Genomic DNA, 19,044 nt, shown 5'->3' on the forward strand with positions numbered 1-19,044 from the left:
TATATTTTACTCATTCAGAAGATGGATAAATAATCCGCTTCTTAATTTTGGTTCAAACCAGGTTGATTTTGGCGGCATCAAAAGTCCTGCATCTGCCACTGCAAACAGTTCCCCAATGGAGGTCGGATACATGGCAAATGCTGCTTTTGCATCTTCATGGCAGCGTTTTTCCAGCTCTTTTGTTCCACGGATACCACCGACAAAATCAATCCGCGGATCTGTCTTAGGATCTGTAATACCAAGTACCGGTGTCAACATCAGATTCTGTAATAAAGAAACGTCCAGCCCCTTCACCGGATCTTCACTCTGATCTTCCGGGCGGACTTTACAGGTATACCACCGCTCCTTCAAATACATGGAAAATGTTCCTTTCTCTTGTGGATGCTTGTCTTTTGCAATCAACTCGGAAACTTCAAAAATCTCCTTTATTTTCTGTAAAAATGCGTCCTCTGTCATGCCGTTTAAGTCTTTCACTACACGATTGTAATCAAGGATCTTTAATTCACTCTCCGGGAATAATACAGACAGGAAGAAATTGAATTCTTCTTCCCCGGTATACCCCGGATGCTCATTTCTTCTTTTTTCTCCTACTTTTACGGCAGAAGCAGCCCGATGATGACCATCTGCGATATAAAGCTGGTCAATATCCGCAAATGCCTTTCGGATTGCTGCAATATCCCCTGCTTCCCCGATTACCCATACTCTGTGACGAATGCCATCCGGAGAAGTAAAATCATATTCCACATCCTGTGTTTTTATTTTATTTACAATGGCTGTGATTGCTGCATTATCACGGTATGCAAGAAAGATAGGGCCGGTCTGTGCATCACAGATATCCACGTGACGAATACGATCCAGCTCCTTTTCTGCACGGGTATTCTCATGCTTTTTGATCACATTATTCTCATAATCATCAATGGATGCGCATGCGGTAATACCAGTCTGAGTCCGCCCGTTCATGGTCAGCTCATAGATATAGTAACAAGATTTTTTATCTCTGATAAAATCCCCCTTTGCTATCATATCCCATAACATATCGTGGGCTTTCTGATAGACCTCCGGTGCATAAATATCCACAGAATCATCAAACTGTGTCTCAGCACGGTCGATTTTCAGAAAAGATTCCGGCTCACGCAATACTTCCTCTTTTGCTTCTTTGCGATTATATACATCATATGGTAATGCAGCAATTTTTGCTGCTTTCTCTCTGCATGGGCGCACACATGCAAATGGTCTGATCTCTGCCATTTTTAATGTCTCCTTTGAAATAACAATAGCGTGGAAACAGAGCTGTACTCCCTGTTCCCACGCTGACTCAATGATCCTTTTATTTGATCACTCTTACTTTTAATACACCGTCAATTGCAGCCAGTTTTTCAACAACATCTGCAGTTGCCGGAGCATCCAGATCCAGAAGTGAATAAGCATAGTCATTGCGGCTCTTGTTTGTCATGTCAGCAATATTGACACCTGCTTCACCTAATACAGATGAATACTGACCAATCATATTCTTGATGTTTTTATGCAGAATTGCTATTCTCGCAGCACCTGTGCATACACCCATGTTACAATCCGGATAATTTACAGAATGTGTAATATTTCCATTCTCAATATAATCAATCACTTCCTGTACAGCCATTACTGCACAGTTGTCCTCAGATTCTGCAGTAGATGCGCCAAGATGTGGGATTACAATGCAATTCTCCATGCCTGCTGTAGTCGGATTCGGGAAATCTACGACATATTTGCGTACTTTTCCGGCTTTTAAAGCCTCCACCATAGCAGCTTCATCTACTAACGTATCACGCGCGAAATTCAGAACAATTACATTCTCTTTCATCATTGCGATTGCTTCTTTACTGATCATTCCTTTTGTAGAATCCAGAAGTGGTACATGAATCGTGATGAAATCACACTCTTTATAAATATCTTCTACTGCCAGCACATGTTTTACTTTTGTAGAAACATTCCATGCTGCATTGACAGACAAATACGGATCATAACCAAGCACATCCATGCCCAGTGCTACCGCCGCATTGGCAACCTGCACACCGATGGCTCCAAGTCCGATGACACCAAGTTTTTTCCCTTTGATTTCAGTTCCTGCAAATGCTTTTTTTGCTTTCTCAGCAGCTTTTGCAATTCCTGCATCTTCTTTGTTCTCTTTTACCCAGTCGATACCGCCTGTGATATCACGGCTTGCAAGAAGCATACCGGCAATCACCAGCTCTTTTACACCGTTTGCGTTTGCACCTGGTGTATTGAATACGACGATTCCCTGCTCTGCGCATTTATCCAGCGGGATATTGTTGACACCTGCACCTGCACGGGCTACGGCCAGCAGTGATTTGGGAAGTTCCATATCATGCATAGCTGCACTGCGCACCAATGCAACTTCTGCCGCATTGAAATCATCTGTTTTCTTATAAGTATCCGGGAATAATTCCAGACCGCAGGCTGCGATCGGATTTAAACAATGAAACTGAACCATTTTTGTTTCCTCTTTTCTTCAACTTTTTCAACTCATTTTTTTGACTGAGACATCTCGCCTTCCCAGTCAGCTATTGCCTTTCGGCTACACACTTTTTTTACTTTGTGTTCTCAGCTTCGAATTTCTTCATAAACTCAACCAATGCAATAACGCCCTCTTTTGGCATAGCATTGTAGATGGAAGCACGCATACCGCCAACCGTTCTGTGTCCTTTTAAGTTCTCCAGGCCTGCCGCTTTTGCTTCTGCAACAAATTTTGCATCCAGTTCTTTGTCACCTGTTACAAACGGAACATTCATCAGAGAACGATCTTCTTTGCGAACGGTACCTTTGAACAGTTTACTGTTATCAAGGAAATCATACAAAATTGCTGCTTTCTCCTCGTTGCGTTTCTTCATTGCTTCCAGACCACCAAGATTTTTGATCCATTTGAATACTTTACCACAGATGTAGATGCCATAGCATGGCGGTGTATTGTACATGGAACCCTTGTCAGCCTGTGTTTTGTATTTCATCAGAGTCGGGACATACTCCGGCAGATCATCGCGGATCAGATCTTCGCGGATGATAACGATCTGTACACCGGCAGGTCCGATATTTTTCTGTACGCCGCCCCAGATCACACCATATTTTTCTACGTCCATCGGCTCAGACAGGAAGCAGGAAGATACATCTGCTACCAGGATTTTTCCTTTGGTATTTGGCAATTCATGATATACTGTTCCATAAATCGTATTATTCTGGCAAATGTATACATAATCTGCATCATCATCAATCGGAAGATCGGAGCAATCCGGAATATAAGTAAATGTCTCATCTTCGGAAGAAGCAATCTTTACCGCTTTTCCGTATTTCTTTCCTTCTTCATACGCTTTCTTTGCCCACTGACCTGTCACGATATAATCAGCTACACCGTTTTTCATCAGGTTCATCGGAACTGCGGAAAACTGTAATGCGCCACCACCCTGCAAAAATAATACTTTGTAGTTATCCGGGATATGTAATAAATCCCTTAAATCTGCTTCAGCTTCATCAATGATTTCCTGAAACATGGAGGAACGATGACTCATTTCCATAACAGACATACCGCATCCACGGTAATCAAGCATCTCCTCCTGTGCCTCTTTCAGCACTTCTACCGGTAATACTGCCGGTCCAGCTGAGAAATTGTAAACTCTGCTCATTTTAAAACCTCCTGGATTTTTCCTGCCTCAGCAGGATTTTTTATACACATACCAGGTGGCAAAGAGATTACTCTCCCTGTACAGTGCCACCCGGATGCGTCTTATCATCTCAGTCAGAGAAAATTACACATCTCCGGCTGAGACAAATGCACTTTTTAACGCACAATGATTCTGAACTGTTAAACCAGTTCAAGTCGAACGCACGTGAGACTTGGTGCGTGATTCTGGTCAGCGAAAGCTGACATATTCTTCTCAGAATCACTGCACATCCTCGCGGAGCGTTTATCTCAGTCGGAGATTGAACTCCCACTGAGAAAGATTTGTTATTACTCACCACTTGCAGAAGTGGGAGTCTCAACTCAGACTGAGATGATTATCTGTTCCTCAGATCAGACTCATCAAATGCTTCGCTGATCGGTGCACCGGGTGCTACCATTGGCCAGACATTATCATCACTGTCAATGATACAATCGATAAGTACCGGTGTCTTCATTTCCAGTGCTTTTGCCAGTTCTTCAGCAAACGCTTCCTGTGACGTTGCACGCATGCCTGTGGCTCCCATAGCCTCAGCAAGTTTTACGAAATCCACACCATCATTTAAGATCGTATTGGAATAACGTTTCTCATAAAATAATCCCTGCCACTGATGTACCATGCCAAGCACCTGATTATTGATCACGATCTGGATCAGTGGCAGCTGCTGACGGACTGCTGTCGCAATCTCATTCATATTCATACGAAAACATCCGTCTCCGGCAATATTGATGACCTGCTTTTCCGGATTTGCAACCTGTGCGCCGATTGCTGCACCAAGACCATATCCCATGGTACCAAGGCCGCCGGAGGTCAGTAATGTACGCGGTTTTGAATACTTATAATACTGCGCCGCCCACATCTGGTGCTGTCCCACTTCTGTAACAATGATAGCATCACCCTTTGTCTGGCGATAAATTTCCTCCATAACAAACGGTCCGGATAATCCTTCTTTTTTGTAGGTTAACGGATATTTTTCCTTAAATTCACTAATCTGCTGCATCCATTCTGTGTGCTCCTGCTGTTCTAACAGATGGTTCACACGTTTCAGGATTTCCTTGATATCTCCGATCACACTGGCATCCGTCTGGATATTTTTGTTGATCTCCGCCGGATCCACATCAAACTGCAGAATCTTCGCATTGCTCGCAAATCGTTTTGCATCACCAATGACACGGTCACTGAAACGGACACCAACGGCGATCAGCAGATCGCATTCGCTCACGCCATAGTTGGAAGCTTTTGTACCATGCATTCCGAGCATTCCACTGTATCGGTCATTGGTTCCGTCAAATGCACCTTTTCCCATCAGGGAATCACATACCGGTGCATCCACTCTCTCTGCAAATTTTGCAAGTTCTTCACTTGCTCCGGATATAACTGTACCGCCTCCTACAAAGATATACGGTTTTTTCGCATCACGGATCATGGCTGCTGCCTGCTCCAGATCAGCTTCAGTCATTTTATCAATCTTGCGTGCAACCGGTGGAATCTGCTGAAATTCAAATTCCGTTGTGGCTGCAGTAACATCCTTAGGAATATCTACCAGCACAGGTCCCGGACGCCCGGTCTGGGCAATCCGAAATGCACGGCGGATCACATCAGCAAGTTTGTTAATATCTTTTACAATAAAATTATGCTTTGTGATCGGTGTCGTGATACCTGCGATATCAATCTCCTGAAAACTGTCCTTTCCAAGCAATGGCACACCTACATTACAGGTAATAGCCACCATTGGAACAGAATCCATGTATGCGGTTGCGATACCGGTTACCAGATTTGTTGCACCCGGTCCGGAAGTAGCCAGACACACACCGACTTTACCGGTGGAACGGGCATATCCATCCGCAGCATGGGAAGCTCCCTGTTCATGGGACGTAAGCACATGGTGAATTTCATCGCTATGTTTGTATAGTTCATCGTAAACGTTTAAAATTGCTCCGCCCGGATAACCGAACACGGTATCCACGCCCTGCTCTTTTAAGCATTCGATAACAACCTGTGATCCTGTCAACTGCATATGCTTTTGTTCCTCTTTTCTATCTAATCTTAACTTCTGATCTTATTTACTTGTCTTCAGAATAGCACCTGTATTTCCAGATGTAACCATGGAAGCGTAACGTGCCAGATATCCTGTTGTGATCTTTGGCTCACGCGGCTGCCATTTTGCTTTTCTTGCTTCCATTTCTTCGTCAGTAATATCTACATTCAACGTATTCTCCGGAATGTTGATCTTGATAATATCGCCTTCCTCTACGAACGCAATCGGACCGCCGACTGCTGCTTCCGGTGATACATGTCCGATAGAAGCTCCTCTGGATGCTCCGGAGAAACGTCCGTCTGTGATCAGAGCTACGGAAGAACCAAGACCCATACCTGCGATCGCAGATGTCGGATTCAGCATCTCACGCATACCCGGACCACCTTTCGGTCCCTCATAACGGATAACAACCACGTCGCCTTCCACGATCTTTCCGCCTTTGATTGCTGCAATTGCATCTTCCTCACAATCAAATACGCGTGCCGGTCCTTCATGTACCATCATTTCCGGTACAACTGCGGAACGTTTTACAACTGCGGAATCCGGTGCAAGGTTACCTTTCAGTACAGCAATTCCGCCTGTCTTACTGTACGGATTTTCAACCGGACGGATAACTTCCGGATTCTTATTTACAACACCCTGAATATTTTCAGCGATTGTCTTTCCTGTGACTGTCATACAGCTTGTATCCAGCAGACCGATTTTGTTTAACTCAGACATAACTGCGGACACACCGCCTGCCTCGTTTAAGTCCTCCATGTAAGTTGGACCTGCCGGTGCAAGGTGGCAGAGATTTGGTGTCTTCTCACTCAGTGCATTTGCAATATCAAGATCAATATCTACACCGGCCTCATGTGCAATTGCCGGGAGATGAAGCATGGAGTTCGTGGAACATCCAAGTGCCATATCCATAGTTAATGCATTCATAAATGCTGCTTTTGTCATAATATCACGCGGACGGATATTTCTCTTTAACAGTTCCATAACTGCCATACCTGCATGTTTTGCAAGTTTAATTCTCTCAGAATATACTGCCGGGATAGTTCCGTTTCCCGGAAGTCCCATACCGATTGCTTCGGTCAGGCAGTTCATAGAGTTTGCTGTGTACATACCGGAACAAGAACCACAGGTCGGGCATACTTTTTCTTCATACTCTCTTACTTCGTCTTCTGTCATAGTACCTGCTGCGTAAGAACCGACTGCCTCAAACATGGAAGAAAGACTTCTTTTTTTACCATGAATATGACCGGCCAGCATCGGACCGCCACTTACGAATACGGTTGGGATATTCAGTCTGGCTGCTGCCATCAGAAGTCCCGGCACGTTTTTATCGCAGTTCGGAACCATAACCAGTGCATCAAACTGATGTGCCATTGCCATACACTCTGTGGAATCTGCGATCAGATCACGGGTTACCAGAGAATATTTCATTCCTGTATGACCCATGGCGATACCATCACATACTGCAATAGCCGGGAAGACAATCGGTGTACCACCCGCCATTGCGACACCCATTTTTACAGCTTCTACGATTTTATCCAGATTCATATGACCTGGTACAATCTCATTGTAGGAGCTTACAATACCTACTAATGGTCTGTCTAACTCTTCCTTGGTATAACCAAGTGCATTGAATAAAGATCTGTGAGGTGCCTGCTGCATCCCTTTTGTAACATTGTCACTTCTCATTTTTTTACATACTCCTTTTTATATTCTCTCGCAGATCAAGTCGCCCATCTGACTTGTACCAACCTGTTCTACGGCAGATTTCTTATCCTCTTCCTGCGGCATGATATCAATCGTACGATATCCGTCTTTTAATACCTGTTTTACCGCATTTTCCACTGCATCTGCTTCTTTATCCAGATCAAAAGAATAACGAAGCATCATTGCTGCGGATAAAATAGTCGCAATCGGATTTGCAATGCCCTGTCCTGCGATATCCGGGGCGGATCCGCCGCTCGGCTCATACAGACCGAATTTTGTATCATTCAGGCTTGCGCTGGAAAGCATACCGATAGAACCGGTTACCATACTTGCCTCGTCGGAAAGGATGTCCCCGAACATGTTCTCTGTCAGAATAACATCAAACTGTTTCGGATCTTTTACCAGCTGCATTGCACAGTTGTCTACTAACATATGTTCATAAGTAACTTCCGGATAATCTTTCGCTACTTCTTCTACGATTTTTCTCCAAAGTCTGGAAGAATCCAGTACATTTGCCTTGTCAACACTTGTTACTTTTTTACGGCGTTTCATGGCAATATCAAAACCTTTGATGGCGATTCTGCGAATCTCATTCTCAGTATATGTAAGGGTATCTACCGCTGTCACTACACCATCTACCTCACTGGTCTTGCGGGCTCCGAAATAGAGTCCTCCGGTCAGCTCACGCATGATCATCATATCAAAACCTGTGCCGATGATATCATCGCGCAACGGACATGCCTCTTTTAATTCTTCATAAAGATATGCCGGTCTTAAGTTTGCAAATAAATTCAATGACTTACGTAATTTCAGTAAGCCTGCTTCCGGACGTTTCTCCGGCGGAAGTTTGTACCATGGGGAAGTGCTTGTGTTTCCACCAATAGAACCCATTAAAACCGCATCAGAATGCAATGCCTGCTCAATGGCATGGTCAGTCAGCGGCTCACCGGTCGCGTCAATGGAACATCCTCCCATTAAAATGTTTTCATACTCAAATTCATGTCCGAATTTGTCAGCCACACAGTTTAATACTTTCTGTGCCTCGGCTACAACCTCAGGTCCAATACCGTCTCCGGCAATAACTCCAACCTGGTATTTCATTTTCTTTCTCCTCTCACAAACAATATACAAAAGAAGGGCAGTGATATCAATTGATATCCATGCCCCGCCCTCCTTTGTCTGATCTTTACTCTTTTCAGTTTACTCTTCTACTGCGTCATCAGCTTTTTCAATCTGTGCGATTGCAGCGCGCTGCATTGGAATACGGCAGTTTTTATTGTTGCCGAACTCTACGATAACAGTATCGTCAGTGATATCGATCAGTGTACCATAGAAACCGCTGCTAGTAAGAACAGTATCGCCAACTGCCATTTTAGCCATCATTTCATTTCTTCTTGCCTGTTCCTTTTTCTGTGGTCTCAGCATAAAAACAAATATGAATACAAGCAAAACTGCAATCCAGATAATTGTTCCCATCATACCCATTCCTGCTCCGGATGATAATACGTTCATGTGAATTCCTCCTATTTTTCGATACTATTTAGTATTTTACACAAAATACAACTTTTGTTCAAGCCATTTTGCATATTTTTTATTTTTTCAGTTCACTCATCACATAGATTCAGTTAATGATCATGCTCGCATGAGGAAACTTATTTACTCTCCATGCTCCATGCGATACAGTTTCTCAGCCTTATAATTCTGATAATTGCCCATATCGATGGCATCACGGATTTCTTCCATCATCGTATTATAGAAATACAGATTGTGCAGTACGCACAGACGCATACCGAGCATTTCTTTTGCCTTCAACAGATGACGGATGTAAGCTCTACTGTACGTACGGCAGGCCGGACACTGACATCCCACTTCAATCGGACGCATATCCCGTTCAAACTTCTGGTTGAACAAATTCAATTTGCCAAAATTGGTATAAACATGTCCATGACGACCATTCCGGCTTGGATAAACGCAATCGAAGAAATCCACACCCCGGTCTACCGCTTCCAGAATATTCGCCGGTGTTCCTACTCCCATCAGATAGGTTGGTTTGTCCTCCGGAAGATGTGGAACGGTCACATCCAGAATGTGATACATTTCCTCATGACTTTCACCAACAGCCAGCCCGCCCACAGCATAACCATCCAGATCCATCTCGCTGATACGTTTTGCATGGTCGATACGGATATCATCAAAAATCGCACCTTGATTAATACCAAAGAGCATCTGATTCTTATTGATCGTATCCTCCAGACTGTTCAACCGCTGCATTTCTTTCTTGCAGCGTTCCAACCAGCGTGTCGTACGGTCTACGGATGGCTGCACATAATTTCTATCAGCCAGGGCAGGCGGACATTCATCAAATGCCATAGCAATAGTAGAACCGAGATTGGACTGAATCTGCATACTTTCTTCCGGTCCCATAAAGATTTTACGTCCGTCTACATGAGAATGAAACTGCACACCCTCTTCTTTGATTTTCCGTAATCCTGCCAGAGAAAAAACCTGGAAACCACCGGAATCTGTCAGGATCGGCTTGTCCCATACCATAAACTTATGCAAACCACCCAGTTCTTTGATCAATTTGTCACCCGGACGTACATGCAGATGGTATGTATTGGATAACTCTACCTGTGTCTTGATCTGCTGCAGATCATCTGTGGATACCGCACCTTTGATTGCTGCTGCGGTTCCGACATTCATAAATACCGGTGTCTGGATGGTTCCATGCACCGTTGTCACTTCGGCACGCTTCGCGCGTCCATCTTTTTTCAATAATTTATACATAAAATGTTCCTTTCCTTTTTCATTGCACTGTTTATAACTTTATCATATAATAAGATAAGTGTCAAAAACACTTTTACAGTTCACGCATAACGTCTGCCCGGTTATCAAACGGGCAAACCGTACTACATAGAGTTATCGAGGGAGGAAACATTATGGCTGGTTCAAATACAGGAACTATTTTTCAGATCACAACCTGGGGAGAATCCCATGGCAAAGGCGTCGGTGTCGTTGTGGACGGCTGCCCCAGTGGTCTCCCACTGTCTGAAGAGGATATCCAGATTTACTTAAACCGCAGAAAACCAGGGCAGTCCAAATATACAACCCCACGGACCGAAGCAGACCGGGTTGAAATTCTTTCTGGTGTCTTTGAAGGACATACCACAGGAACACCGATTTCCATGATCGTACGAAATGAAAATCAACATTCCAAAGACTACAGTGATATTGCCCGCTGTTACCGTCCGGGACATGCAGATTACTGTTTTGATGCCAAATACGGCTTCCGGGATTACCGCGGCGGTGGACGTTCCTCTGCCCGTGAAACCATTGGTCGTGTCGCTGCAGGTGCCATCGCAGCAAAACTTTTAAAGGAAATGGGTATTTCTATCCTTACTTATACCAAATCTATCGGACCGGTAACCATTGATCCCTGCCATTTTGATGCCACACAGATCAGTCAGAATCCGGTTGCTATGCCAGATGCTCATGCTGCAAAAGAGGCTCAGACTTTTCTGGATTGCTGCATTGCACAACAAGATTCCTCCGGTGGTATTATTGAATGTGTGATCACAGGGGTTCCTGCCGGCATCGGTGATCCGGTTTTTGACAAACTGGATGCCAGTCTGGCGAAAGCAATCTTTTCCATCGGTGCTGTCAAAGGCTTTGAAATCGGAGATGGATTTGCCGCTGCCACTGCACGTGGATCTGAAAATAATGATTCCTTTGTTCCTCAGGAAAACGCTCCGCTGACGAAAGCGACGAATCATGCCGGCGGTATCTTAGGCGGCATCAGTGATGGATCCCCTATTGTTTTCCGTGCCGCTGTCAAACCTACTCCATCCATTGCGCAGTTACAACATACCGTAAATGCTGATGGCGAAGCCGTAGACATTAACATCCGTGGGCGCCACGATCCGGTCGTTGTACCAAGAGCAGTCGTTGTGGTAGAAGCTATGGCAGCTATCACCATTCTTGACCTGATGCTCCGCAATACTACAGCAAAACTCGATCATTTAAAGAAAATCTATGAATAAAAAAATGGCTGTCATATGAAACCCGTTCCAGGTTCCATTGACAGTCATTTTTATATTCATTCAATATTTCTGTAATTAGTACCTCTGTGTTCAGATTTTTCCTGACTCTGATCAATTACAGTTTATGGATAAAAATACAGTTCGGCTGTTCGATCTTAATCGGTCTGCTGTCCTGCAGGAAGTAACAATCCTCATAGTTCATATTGTAAATAAAAATCTCATCCGTCTCATGACTAAGTACAATAAAGTGCTTATTATCCGGCATAACTGCCACAGCCTTCGGATAATCTCCGCTGGTCTTACAATGGAATAATGGCGTAAGCACTCCGGTTTCTTTATCTACATCATAGATGATAACGGTATTAATACCGGCATTCGTCACAAACAGATGATTACCATCCGGTGAAAATTCAATACCGGAAGCAGCCGCACGCTGTTTTTCATCTGGTTCAATCGTACTGATACGCTGAATCATTTTAAAAGGATCAACATCATCATTCCGTGCACCAACTTCATATACTTCAATAACATTATCCATCTCGCACAACACATACGCAAATTTGTGCTGGCGGTCGAAACGAAGCATCTTAGGTCCGCTGTCCAGTTCACAACGCAGAATATCTTCCAATTCCATTTTATTGCGTTCTCTGTCAATCCGATAAATTTTTACCTGATCCAATCCACTGTCTACAGCGCAGACACTCTGCTGATCCGGTGTCACCTTCACGCAGGTTACATGTGGCATGGAACTGCGATCCGTAATATTTACACCGATCCCTTTATGGAAGATGCCATCTGCAATTTCGCCGATGGAACCATCTTCATTTAAGTTCATCATGGTGATTCGTCCGTCATGATAGCCTGCCACAAACAGGTAACGATCCTGTTCATCTACTTCCAGGTAACATCCTCGCATGCCGCCTGTCCACACAGAATTGATCGGTTCCAAATCTCCGTCCGGTAAAATACGGAAGGACTGTACACCTTCATCTGCAATAGAATAAAGAAATTTTCCGCTGGTAGATACGATCACATCCGATGGATTGTTGATTGGAACCACCTTACGTTCTACCATTTTTCCTTTTTCGGCATCCACATCAAAAATATGAATTCCCACACTGCTTCCATGTGTGTAAGTACCGACATATGCCACATAACGATCTTTTGCCATGACTATTCCTCCTCTTTCCTACGCAATATGTCATAAAGTTCTGCTGCATGGTTGTCCTGCTCCGAAACATCTGCCCCGGAAAGAGCACCATTTTCTGCCGCAGCAAGTTCAATATATAAAACCTGCTTCGGATGCGGCGCAGATTGCATCTCCTGCCCTTCTTCGTCCACGATCCTGCGAACGACTACCGGAATGTTTCTGCCATCCGGCTTCATGATTTCAATCTGTTCCCCTACAGAAAATTTATTGCGCTGTTCGATACGGTATAATCCGTCTGCAGTGCATTCCCCTATAATGCCCAGATATGTGTATTCTTTCACATATGTGTTATTATCATAAATCTGAGCACTTTCATCCGGTTTTCCGAAGAAAAATCCGGTTGTAAACTGACGGTATGTGCAATTAGAAATCTGATCCAGATACCAGTCCATATTTTCCCGGTAAAGTTCCGGAGACTCCAGATAATCATCAATTGCTTTCCGATAAGTACGGGCTACGGTAGCCACATATAAAGCGGTCTTCATACGACCTTCAATCTTGAAACTGTCAATTCCGCTGTCAATGAGCTCAGGAATATGCTCGATCATGCACAGATCCTTGGAGTTAAAAATATAAGTACCACGCTCATTTTCATAAACCGGCATATATTCACCCGGACGGGTCTCTTCCACGATCGCATATTTCCATCTGCATGGATGGGTACATGCCCCACGATTGGCATCACGGCCAGTGAAATAATTGGATAACAGGCAACGACCGGAATAGGAAATACACATTGCGCCATGGATAAAAGTCTCCATCTCCAGATCTGCCGGTGCTTTCTCCCTGATTTCCTTTAGCTCTGCCATAGACAGTTCTCTGGCAGTTACCACACGACGTGCGCCAAGCTGATGCCAGAACTGGTAAGTTCCGTAATTTGTATTATTTGCCTGGGTACTGATGTGAATATCAATCTCCGGACAAACTTCTCTGGCGATCATAAATACACCCGGATCCGAAATAATAAGTGCATCCGGTCTGATTTCTTTCAATTCTTCAAAATAAGCTCTTACCCCGCTCAGATCACCATTGTGAGCAAGAATATTTGCTGTAATATATACTTTTACATCATGAGCATGTGCAAATGCGATTCCTTCCCGGATTTCCTCCATGGAAAAATTCTTTGCTTTGGCTCTGAGACCAAAAGCCTCACCACCAATGTATACAGCATCTGCACCAAACATAACCGCTGTCTTTAATACTTCCAGGCTGCTGGCCGGAATCAGTAATTCTGGATGTTTCATCAAACGCTCCTTATTCTTTTTCTAATTGTTCTTTCTTTACGCTGACCGTCACACCATCTCCCACTGGCAATACTGCTGTGGTCAGCTGCTCATTATGGGTCAGTTCATAAAGATACTCCCGCATTCGTTTGTGAATCGTGCGGTTTCTTCTGGTTACTGCATAATGGGACTCTATGATGTCACCATCCTGCAATACATTATCTGACACAAGGATACCACCCTCTGCCAGTAAACGCAAGACATCATCAAAGAAATGAATGTACTGCCCTTTCGCTGCATCCATAAAAATAAAATCATACGGTTCCTGCAGTGTCTTTAATACTTCTGCGGCATCCCCCTCCAGCAGTGTGATCATCTGATCCCGACCTGCTTTTGCAAAATTCTCTTTCGCAATGGGAATACGCTTCTCATAATTTTCTATCGTGGTGATCTCACAGGCCACCGGATTATACTCCGCCATCAAAAGGGCAGAAAAACCAACGGCCGTGCCCACCTCCAGTATCCGGATCGGGCGTTTCATTGCCAGCAGTAATTTCAGCAGGCTCTGCATTTCCCTTCGGATAATCGGTACATAAGCTTCTTTTGCTGTTTTCTCCAACTCTTCCAGAAACGATGTATTTTCCGTATCCAGTGAGTTGATATACGTCACAAATCTTTCATCAACAATCATAATTCATCCTGTACCATCTGTTTCTATTCTTCATACAGAATTGCTTCAAAATCCAGACAACCGATCAATTCCTTATTCACTTGCTGGATAATGCGGCAGACTGCCACTTCCGCTGCCAGATACTCTCCCAGAAGTGGATCCTTGTAAACATCCGCATACTCCTGTTCCAGCCGGTCTTCCTCTGTAAACAGATCAAGCTGCTCTCTGCTGTTCTGCAGAAAATAATTTTTTCTTCTGAACTCATGAAGTCTGTACTCTTTTTCCGGATAATTGTGTACTTCCGCACGAACCTTCTGATACCGCAGAAATGCTTCACTCTCCAGCAAAGATTGCTTCAGTTCCTCAATACTTGTCTTTAGTTCCATTCTCTTACACTTCCATAATAATCGGAATGATCATCGGGCGGCGCTTTGTCTTTTTCCACACAAACTCGCCCAGCGAATCTTTGATTTCTGTCTTGATTTTGCCCCAATCTGTAATGCCACGGTCTGTCAGACCTGTCACATGCTCGTTGAGCAGCTTCTGTGCTTCATCCATCAAACTTTCTGATCCGCGCACATAAACAAATCCCCGAGATACAATATCCGGTCCTGCCAGAAGCTGTCCGGAACCTGCCTGTAATGTCAGTACCACGATAATGATACCATCCTCAGCCAGATGCTGACGGTCACGCATAACAATATTTCCGACATCACCAACACCAAGACCGTCGACAAATACGGAACCAGCCGGTACCTTTCCAACAACTTCTGCACCGTTCTCATCAATTTCCAGAACATCGCCGGAGGAAATCATCAGAATATGCTCTTTATCCATACCAAGTTCTGCTGCAACGCCTGCCTGCGCTTTCCGATGTTTAAACTCTCCATGTACCGGGATTGCATATTTTGGATGCAACAGAGAGTAGATCAGCTTGATTTCTTCCTGACATGCATGTCCGGATACATGAGTATCCTGGAAAATAACATCTGCGCTCTGACGATACAGATCATTGATAATCTTGGAAACTGCTTTCTCATTTCCCGGAATTGGATTGGAACTGAATACAATCAGATCGTTTGGCTGGATTTTTACTTTGCGATGAATGCCATTTGCCATACGGGACAACGCAGCCAGTGGTTCTCCCTGACTTCCGGTAGTGATCAGGACTGTCTTTTCATCCGGATAGTTTTTCAACTGATCCACTTCAATCAGTGTATTATCCGGGATATTCAGATAACCCAGTTCCGATGCAATGGAAATAATATTGACCATGCTGCGGCCTTCTACCACTACTTTACGGCCAAATTTGTAGGCTGTATTGATAATCTGCTGTACACGGTCTACATTAGAAGCAAAGGTTGCCACAATAATTCGCTGATGTGTATGATCGCTGAAAATACTCTCAAATGTCTTGCCAACTTTCCGCTCTGTCATAGTAAAGCCAGGACGTTCCGCATTGGTACTGTCGCACATCAGTGCCAGAACTCCTTTTTTACCGATCTCACCAAAACGCTGCAGATCAATGGCATCTCCGTAAACCGGTGTATAATCCACTTTAAAATCACCGGTATGCACAACGGTTCCAGCCGGAGAGTAAATTGCCAGTGCGGCAGCGTCCTGAATACTGTGATTTGTCTTGATAAATTCCACACGGAAGCATCCAAGATTGATATGCTGTCCGTATTTAACTACTTTGCGCTTTACTTTATTTAGCATATTATGCTCGCCAAGTTTGTGATCAATGATGCCAATGGTCAGCTTTGTCGCATAAATCGGCACATTGATCTCACGCAACACATAAGGAAGTGCTCCGATATGATCCTCATGACCGTGTGTGATAAAAAATCCTTTTACACGATCAATATTGTCTTTTAAATAAGTAATATCCGGTATGCACAGATCAATACCATACATATCGTCTTCCGGGAATGCCAGACCGCAATCCACCACAATAATACTGTCTTCGTATTCAAAGGCAGTAATGTTCATTCCGATGGCTTCCAGACCGCCAAGGGGAATGATCTTTAATTTTGATTTTTTTGTATTTGCCAAAAATCGCACCTCCTGTTTTATTTCCGTTCTTTTTACATTTCAATATCTACATCGTCCAGCATCTCTGCAAAAACTTTGGAGATGGCATTTAATTCCACATCGTCCTCCACCATTGCATAGATGACATCTTCGTTTTCCGTCTGTACTTCCTTCAAAATATATGCAACAGAATCCTCCTCTTCTTCCTCAGCCGCAAGCAGATAAGTCGTTCCATTGATACATGTCTGTTCTAAAAGGTACAATTCAAGATCTTCCTGATTTTCCGGATCTGTAAAAATAATTTTCTCCATCGCACTTCTACCCTTCCGTGTGCTGTCTGCCCTGATAATCCAGATACCCCTGTAAGATAAAAATGGCAGCCAGTTCATCCACATACTCTTTTCTGTTTTCTCTGCGGATTCCGACCTGCATCATAGTACGGTCTGCTTCTACGGTGGTCAGTCGTTCATCCCAGAGCACTACCTCGAGTCCGGTCCGCTTTTCCAGCATTTCCTTGAACTCCAGCGTCTTCTCACATCGTTCTCCCTCTGTATTGTTCATATTTTTCGGAAATCCGAGCACGATCTTTCCTACTTCATATTCCTCTTTCAGTTCCTCAATCCGTGCCAGCGTCTGACGCAGTTTCCCCTGTGACTTACGCCGCACGATTTCGATTCCCTGGGCAGTCAAAAACAAAGGGTCACTGATTGCCACCCCAACCGTTTTTGAACCAAAATCAAGTCCCATGATTCTCATATGTTTTTCCTAATCCCATCCATGTTTGGAAACGTAATCTTTCATAACTTCTTCCACGAGTTCATCACGTTCCACTTTCATGATCAGACTGCGGGCATTCATATAACTTGTAATATATGTCGGATCTCCGGACATAATGTATCCCACGATCTGATTGATCGGATTGTATCCTTTCTCTGCCATCGCTTTGTATACGATTTCCAGAACATCACCAATTTTTAATTCCGGTGCTTTTTCTACTTTAAAATATTGTGTACTGCTTAAATCCTGCATAACTGTACCTCTGTCGTTAAAATCTCTCGTCTTTCATTCTAATATAAATAAGGGAAAAATTCAACCTTCATTATCCGGTTCGTCAGGTTTTCCTCTGTTGGTACCCATACTTTGACATATTCCGGTGTCAGACCCTCAAAATAACGCACACCGTCTACTTCCACCGGTTCTTCAAACAATACGGATACTTCTTTTCCTTCATAATACTGAATGAATTCCCTTTTCTGTCTTTCTGCAAGTTCCATCAGAATACTGCTGCGCTCAGCCTTCAGGGATTCCGGAATCTGATCCGGCATGGAGGCTGCCACGGTTCCGTTTCGTTTGGAATACTTAAACACATGTACTTCATAAAAATCCACTTTTTTCACAAATGCACAGGTCTCTGTAAACTCTTCCGATGTCTCTCCGGGGAATCCTACGATGACATCCGTGGTAATAGCCGGATGCTCATAATACTCACGCAGCAATTCGCATTTTTCCAGATATTCTTCCGGTGTATACCGACGGTTCATCCGTCTTAATACAGTAGCACTTCCGCTCTGCAATGACAAATGAAAATGCGGACATACCTTTGGGAGTTTTACCAGAGCCTGTACAAAGCTTTCCGTAATTATTCCCGGCTCCAGGGAACCCAGACGAATCCGTTCGATACCGTCAATTCCATGCAGTGTCCGGATCAGTTCCAACAGGCTGCTGTCACAGTCAATGCCATAAGAACTCAAATGGATACCGGTCAGCACCAGTTCCTGAAAACCATTTTCTGCCAATCTGCAGGCTTCCCGCTCTACATCTTCCAATTTACGGCTTCTCACCCGGCCTCTGGCATATGGAATAATGCAATAACTACAGAACTGGTTGCATCCGTCCTGTACTTTCAGAAATGCACGGGTATGCTCGGACGGATGGATGACCGTCAATTCTTCATATTCCTGCTTTGTATGATTAATATCCAGCACACCTTCCTGTTCTGCGCCATGGTCAGCTTCATAAGCCGCCAGCATATTAAGAAGATCCTGCTTTTTATTATTTCCGATAATAATATCAATGGCTGCATCCGCTTTTGCCTGCTCCGTAGATGTCTGGACATAACAGCCTGCTGCCACCACGATCGCACCCGGATTCATTTTTTTCGCCTTATGGATCATCTGTCGGGATTTGCGATCCGCGATATTCGTCACAGAACAGGTATTGATAATATACACATCCGCCCTGTCATGGAACGGTACAATTTCATATCCTGCCTGTTCCAGCATCTGCTGCATTGCCTCTGTCTCGTATGAATTTACTTTGCATCCAAGGCTGTGTAATGCTGCTTTTTTCATTGTTTCAACTCCTATACTGTATTGACTTTTTTATTATTTAAAGTTACTATTGAATAGAATA

At 44.0% G+C, this 19,044-nt stretch carries 18 protein-coding genes; 1 reads left to right on the forward strand and 17 read right to left on the reverse strand.

The genetic code is table 11. The annotated features are described in order from the left end of the window. Positions 1-6 precede the first annotated feature (6 nt). The 8 genes from ACIRUQ_RS07230 to tgt form a co-directional block, all read right to left on the reverse strand. The gene (locus tag ACIRUQ_RS07230; RefSeq protein ID WP_021740132.1) at positions 7-1,248 is read right to left on the reverse strand and encodes a DUF1015 domain-containing protein; all 1,242 of its coding nucleotides are present in this window, start codon (positions 1,246-1,248) and stop codon (positions 7-9) included. A gap of 79 nt (positions 1,249-1,327) precedes the next feature. Next, positions 1,328-2,491, reverse strand: a complete 1,164-nt coding sequence (locus ACIRUQ_RS07235) for a phosphoglycerate dehydrogenase (protein ID WP_055289090.1) — start codon at positions 2,489-2,491, stop codon at positions 1,328-1,330. 97 nt (positions 2,492-2,588) lie between these two features. Further along, positions 2,589-3,674, reverse strand: a complete 1,086-nt coding sequence (serC, locus tag ACIRUQ_RS07240; RefSeq protein WP_021740130.1) for a 3-phosphoserine/phosphohydroxythreonine transaminase — start codon at positions 3,672-3,674, stop codon at positions 2,589-2,591. A gap of 373 nt (positions 3,675-4,047) precedes the next feature. After that, positions 4,048-5,727: a biosynthetic-type acetolactate synthase large subunit gene (ilvB, locus tag ACIRUQ_RS07245; RefSeq protein ID WP_055289091.1), complete on the reverse strand. Its 1,680-nt coding sequence runs from the start codon at positions 5,725-5,727 to the stop codon at positions 4,048-4,050. 42 nt (positions 5,728-5,769) lie between these two features. Beyond that, positions 5,770-7,437, reverse strand: a complete 1,668-nt coding sequence (gene ilvD, locus ACIRUQ_RS07250; protein WP_055289093.1) for a dihydroxy-acid dehydratase — start codon at positions 7,435-7,437, stop codon at positions 5,770-5,772. An 18-nt stretch (positions 7,438-7,455) separates the two neighbouring features. Further along, positions 7,456-8,556 (reverse strand): 3-isopropylmalate dehydrogenase, encoded by a 1,101-nt coding sequence (leuB, locus tag ACIRUQ_RS07255; protein ID WP_055289095.1) that lies wholly within the window; start codon positions 8,554-8,556, stop codon positions 7,456-7,458. Positions 8,557-8,655: 99 nt separating this feature from the next. Next, positions 8,656-8,967: a preprotein translocase subunit YajC gene (yajC, locus tag ACIRUQ_RS07260; RefSeq protein WP_021740126.1), complete on the reverse strand. Its 312-nt coding sequence runs from the start codon at positions 8,965-8,967 to the stop codon at positions 8,656-8,658. Positions 8,968-9,111: 144 nt separating this feature from the next. Continuing rightward, positions 9,112-10,242 carry a tRNA guanosine(34) transglycosylase Tgt gene (tgt, locus tag ACIRUQ_RS07265; RefSeq protein WP_022036332.1) on the reverse strand — a complete coding sequence of 377 codons (1,131 nt, stop codon included), beginning with the start codon at positions 10,240-10,242 and terminating at the stop codon, positions 9,112-9,114. A 152-nt stretch (positions 10,243-10,394) separates the two neighbouring features. Here tgt and aroC point away from each other — a divergent pair, with 152 nt between their 5' ends. Further along, entirely contained in the window at positions 10,395-11,495 is a 1,101-nt protein-coding gene (gene aroC / locus ACIRUQ_RS07270; RefSeq protein WP_021740124.1) for a chorismate synthase, read from the forward strand. A gap of 115 nt (positions 11,496-11,610) precedes the next feature. Here the strand turns inward: aroC and ACIRUQ_RS07275 are convergent, their stop codons facing one another. The 9 genes from ACIRUQ_RS07275 to mtaB all read right to left on the reverse strand — a co-directional run bounded on the left by ACIRUQ_RS07275 (position 11,611) and on the right by mtaB (position 18,983). Continuing rightward, complete coding sequence (locus ACIRUQ_RS07275) at positions 11,611-12,666, reverse strand: beta-propeller fold lactonase family protein (protein WP_022036333.1); 1,056 nt, start codon at positions 12,664-12,666, stop codon at positions 11,611-11,613. Between the two features lie 2 nt (positions 12,667-12,668). Continuing rightward, positions 12,669-13,949 (reverse strand): U32 family peptidase, encoded by a 1,281-nt coding sequence (locus tag ACIRUQ_RS07280; protein WP_021740122.1) that lies wholly within the window; start codon positions 13,947-13,949, stop codon positions 12,669-12,671. Positions 13,950-13,959: 10 nt separating this feature from the next. Next, entirely contained in the window at positions 13,960-14,619 is a 660-nt protein-coding gene (locus ACIRUQ_RS07285; protein ID WP_021740121.1) for an O-methyltransferase, read from the reverse strand. Between the two features lie 23 nt (positions 14,620-14,642). Further along, positions 14,643-14,984 carry a YlbF family regulator gene (locus ACIRUQ_RS07290; RefSeq protein WP_055289097.1) on the reverse strand — a complete coding sequence of 114 codons (342 nt, stop codon included), beginning with the start codon at positions 14,982-14,984 and terminating at the stop codon, positions 14,643-14,645. A gap of 4 nt (positions 14,985-14,988) precedes the next feature. Then, a complete protein-coding gene (locus ACIRUQ_RS07295) occupies positions 14,989-16,590 on the reverse strand; it encodes a ribonuclease J (RefSeq protein ID WP_129899184.1) in 1,602 nt (533 codons plus the stop codon). 95 nt (positions 16,591-16,685) lie between these two features. Then, positions 16,686-16,943, reverse strand: coding sequence for a DUF1292 domain-containing protein (locus ACIRUQ_RS07300; RefSeq protein WP_055289099.1), 258 nt, complete (start codon positions 16,941-16,943; stop codon positions 16,686-16,688). 7 nt (positions 16,944-16,950) lie between these two features. Beyond that, positions 16,951-17,388, reverse strand: a complete 438-nt coding sequence (gene ruvX, locus ACIRUQ_RS07305; RefSeq protein ID WP_021740118.1) for a Holliday junction resolvase RuvX — start codon at positions 17,386-17,388, stop codon at positions 16,951-16,953. Positions 17,389-17,397: 9 nt separating this feature from the next. Next, on the reverse strand, positions 17,398-17,661 hold the full coding sequence (locus ACIRUQ_RS07310) for an IreB family regulatory phosphoprotein (protein ID WP_021740117.1): 264 nt from the start codon (positions 17,659-17,661) through the stop codon (positions 17,398-17,400). Between the two features lie 38 nt (positions 17,662-17,699). Next, positions 17,700-18,983, reverse strand: coding sequence for a tRNA (N(6)-L-threonylcarbamoyladenosine(37)-C(2))-methylthiotransferase MtaB (gene mtaB, locus ACIRUQ_RS07315; RefSeq protein ID WP_055289101.1), 1,284 nt, complete (start codon positions 18,981-18,983; stop codon positions 17,700-17,702). Positions 18,984-19,044: the final 61 nt, after the last annotated feature.

This window comes from Eubacterium ramulus (genome assembly GCF_045002895.1).
Lineage (GTDB): Bacteria > Bacillota > Clostridia > Lachnospirales > Lachnospiraceae > Eubacterium_I > Eubacterium_I ramulus.

Bases quoted from the DNA above. Each gene is read 5' to 3' on its own strand.
- ACIRUQ_RS07230 (WP_021740132.1), bottom strand. From the start codon at position 1,248: ATGGCAGAGATCAGACCATTTGCATGTGTGCGCCCATGCAGAGAGAAA.
- ACIRUQ_RS07235 (WP_055289090.1), bottom strand. From the start codon at position 2,491: ATGGTTCAGTTTCATTGTTTAAATCCGATCGCAGCCTGCGGTCTGGAA.
- serC (WP_021740130.1), bottom strand. From the start codon at position 3,674: ATGAGCAGAGTTTACAATTTCTCAGCTGGACCGGCAGTATTACCGGTA.
- ilvB (WP_055289091.1), bottom strand. From the start codon at position 5,727: ATGCAGTTGACAGGATCACAGGTTGTTATCGAATGCTTAAAAGAGCAG.
- ilvD (WP_055289093.1), bottom strand. From the start codon at position 7,437: ATGAGAAGTGACAATGTTACAAAAGGGATGCAGCAGGCACCTCACAGA.
- leuB (WP_055289095.1), bottom strand. From the start codon at position 8,556: ATGAAATACCAGGTTGGAGTTATTGCCGGAGACGGTATTGGACCTGAG.
- yajC (WP_021740126.1), bottom strand. From the start codon at position 8,967: ATGAACGTATTATCATCCGGAGCAGGAATGGGTATGATGGGAACAATT.
- tgt (WP_022036332.1), bottom strand. From the start codon at position 10,242: ATGTATAAATTATTGAAAAAAGATGGACGCGCGAAGCGTGCCGAAGTG.
- aroC (WP_021740124.1), top strand. From the start codon at position 10,395: ATGGCTGGTTCAAATACAGGAACTATTTTTCAGATCACAACCTGGGGA.
- ACIRUQ_RS07275 (WP_022036333.1), bottom strand. From the start codon at position 12,666: ATGGCAAAAGATCGTTATGTGGCATATGTCGGTACTTACACACATGGA.
- ACIRUQ_RS07280 (WP_021740122.1), bottom strand. From the start codon at position 13,949: ATGAAACATCCAGAATTACTGATTCCGGCCAGCAGCCTGGAAGTATTA.
- ACIRUQ_RS07285 (WP_021740121.1), bottom strand. From the start codon at position 14,619: ATGATTGTTGATGAAAGATTTGTGACGTATATCAACTCACTGGATACG.
- ACIRUQ_RS07290 (WP_055289097.1), bottom strand. From the start codon at position 14,984: ATGGAACTAAAGACAAGTATTGAGGAACTGAAGCAATCTTTGCTGGAG.
- ACIRUQ_RS07295 (WP_129899184.1), bottom strand. From the start codon at position 16,590: ATGAACATTACTGCCTTTGAATACGAAGACAGTATTATTGTGGTGGAT.
- ACIRUQ_RS07300 (WP_055289099.1), bottom strand. From the start codon at position 16,943: ATGGAGAAAATTATTTTTACAGATCCGGAAAATCAGGAAGATCTTGAA.
- ruvX (WP_021740118.1), bottom strand. From the start codon at position 17,388: ATGAGAATCATGGGACTTGATTTTGGTTCAAAAACGGTTGGGGTGGCA.
- ACIRUQ_RS07310 (WP_021740117.1), bottom strand. From the start codon at position 17,661: ATGCAGGATTTAAGCAGTACACAATATTTTAAAGTAGAAAAAGCACCG.
- mtaB (WP_055289101.1), bottom strand. From the start codon at position 18,983: ATGAAAAAAGCAGCATTACACAGCCTTGGATGCAAAGTAAATTCATAC.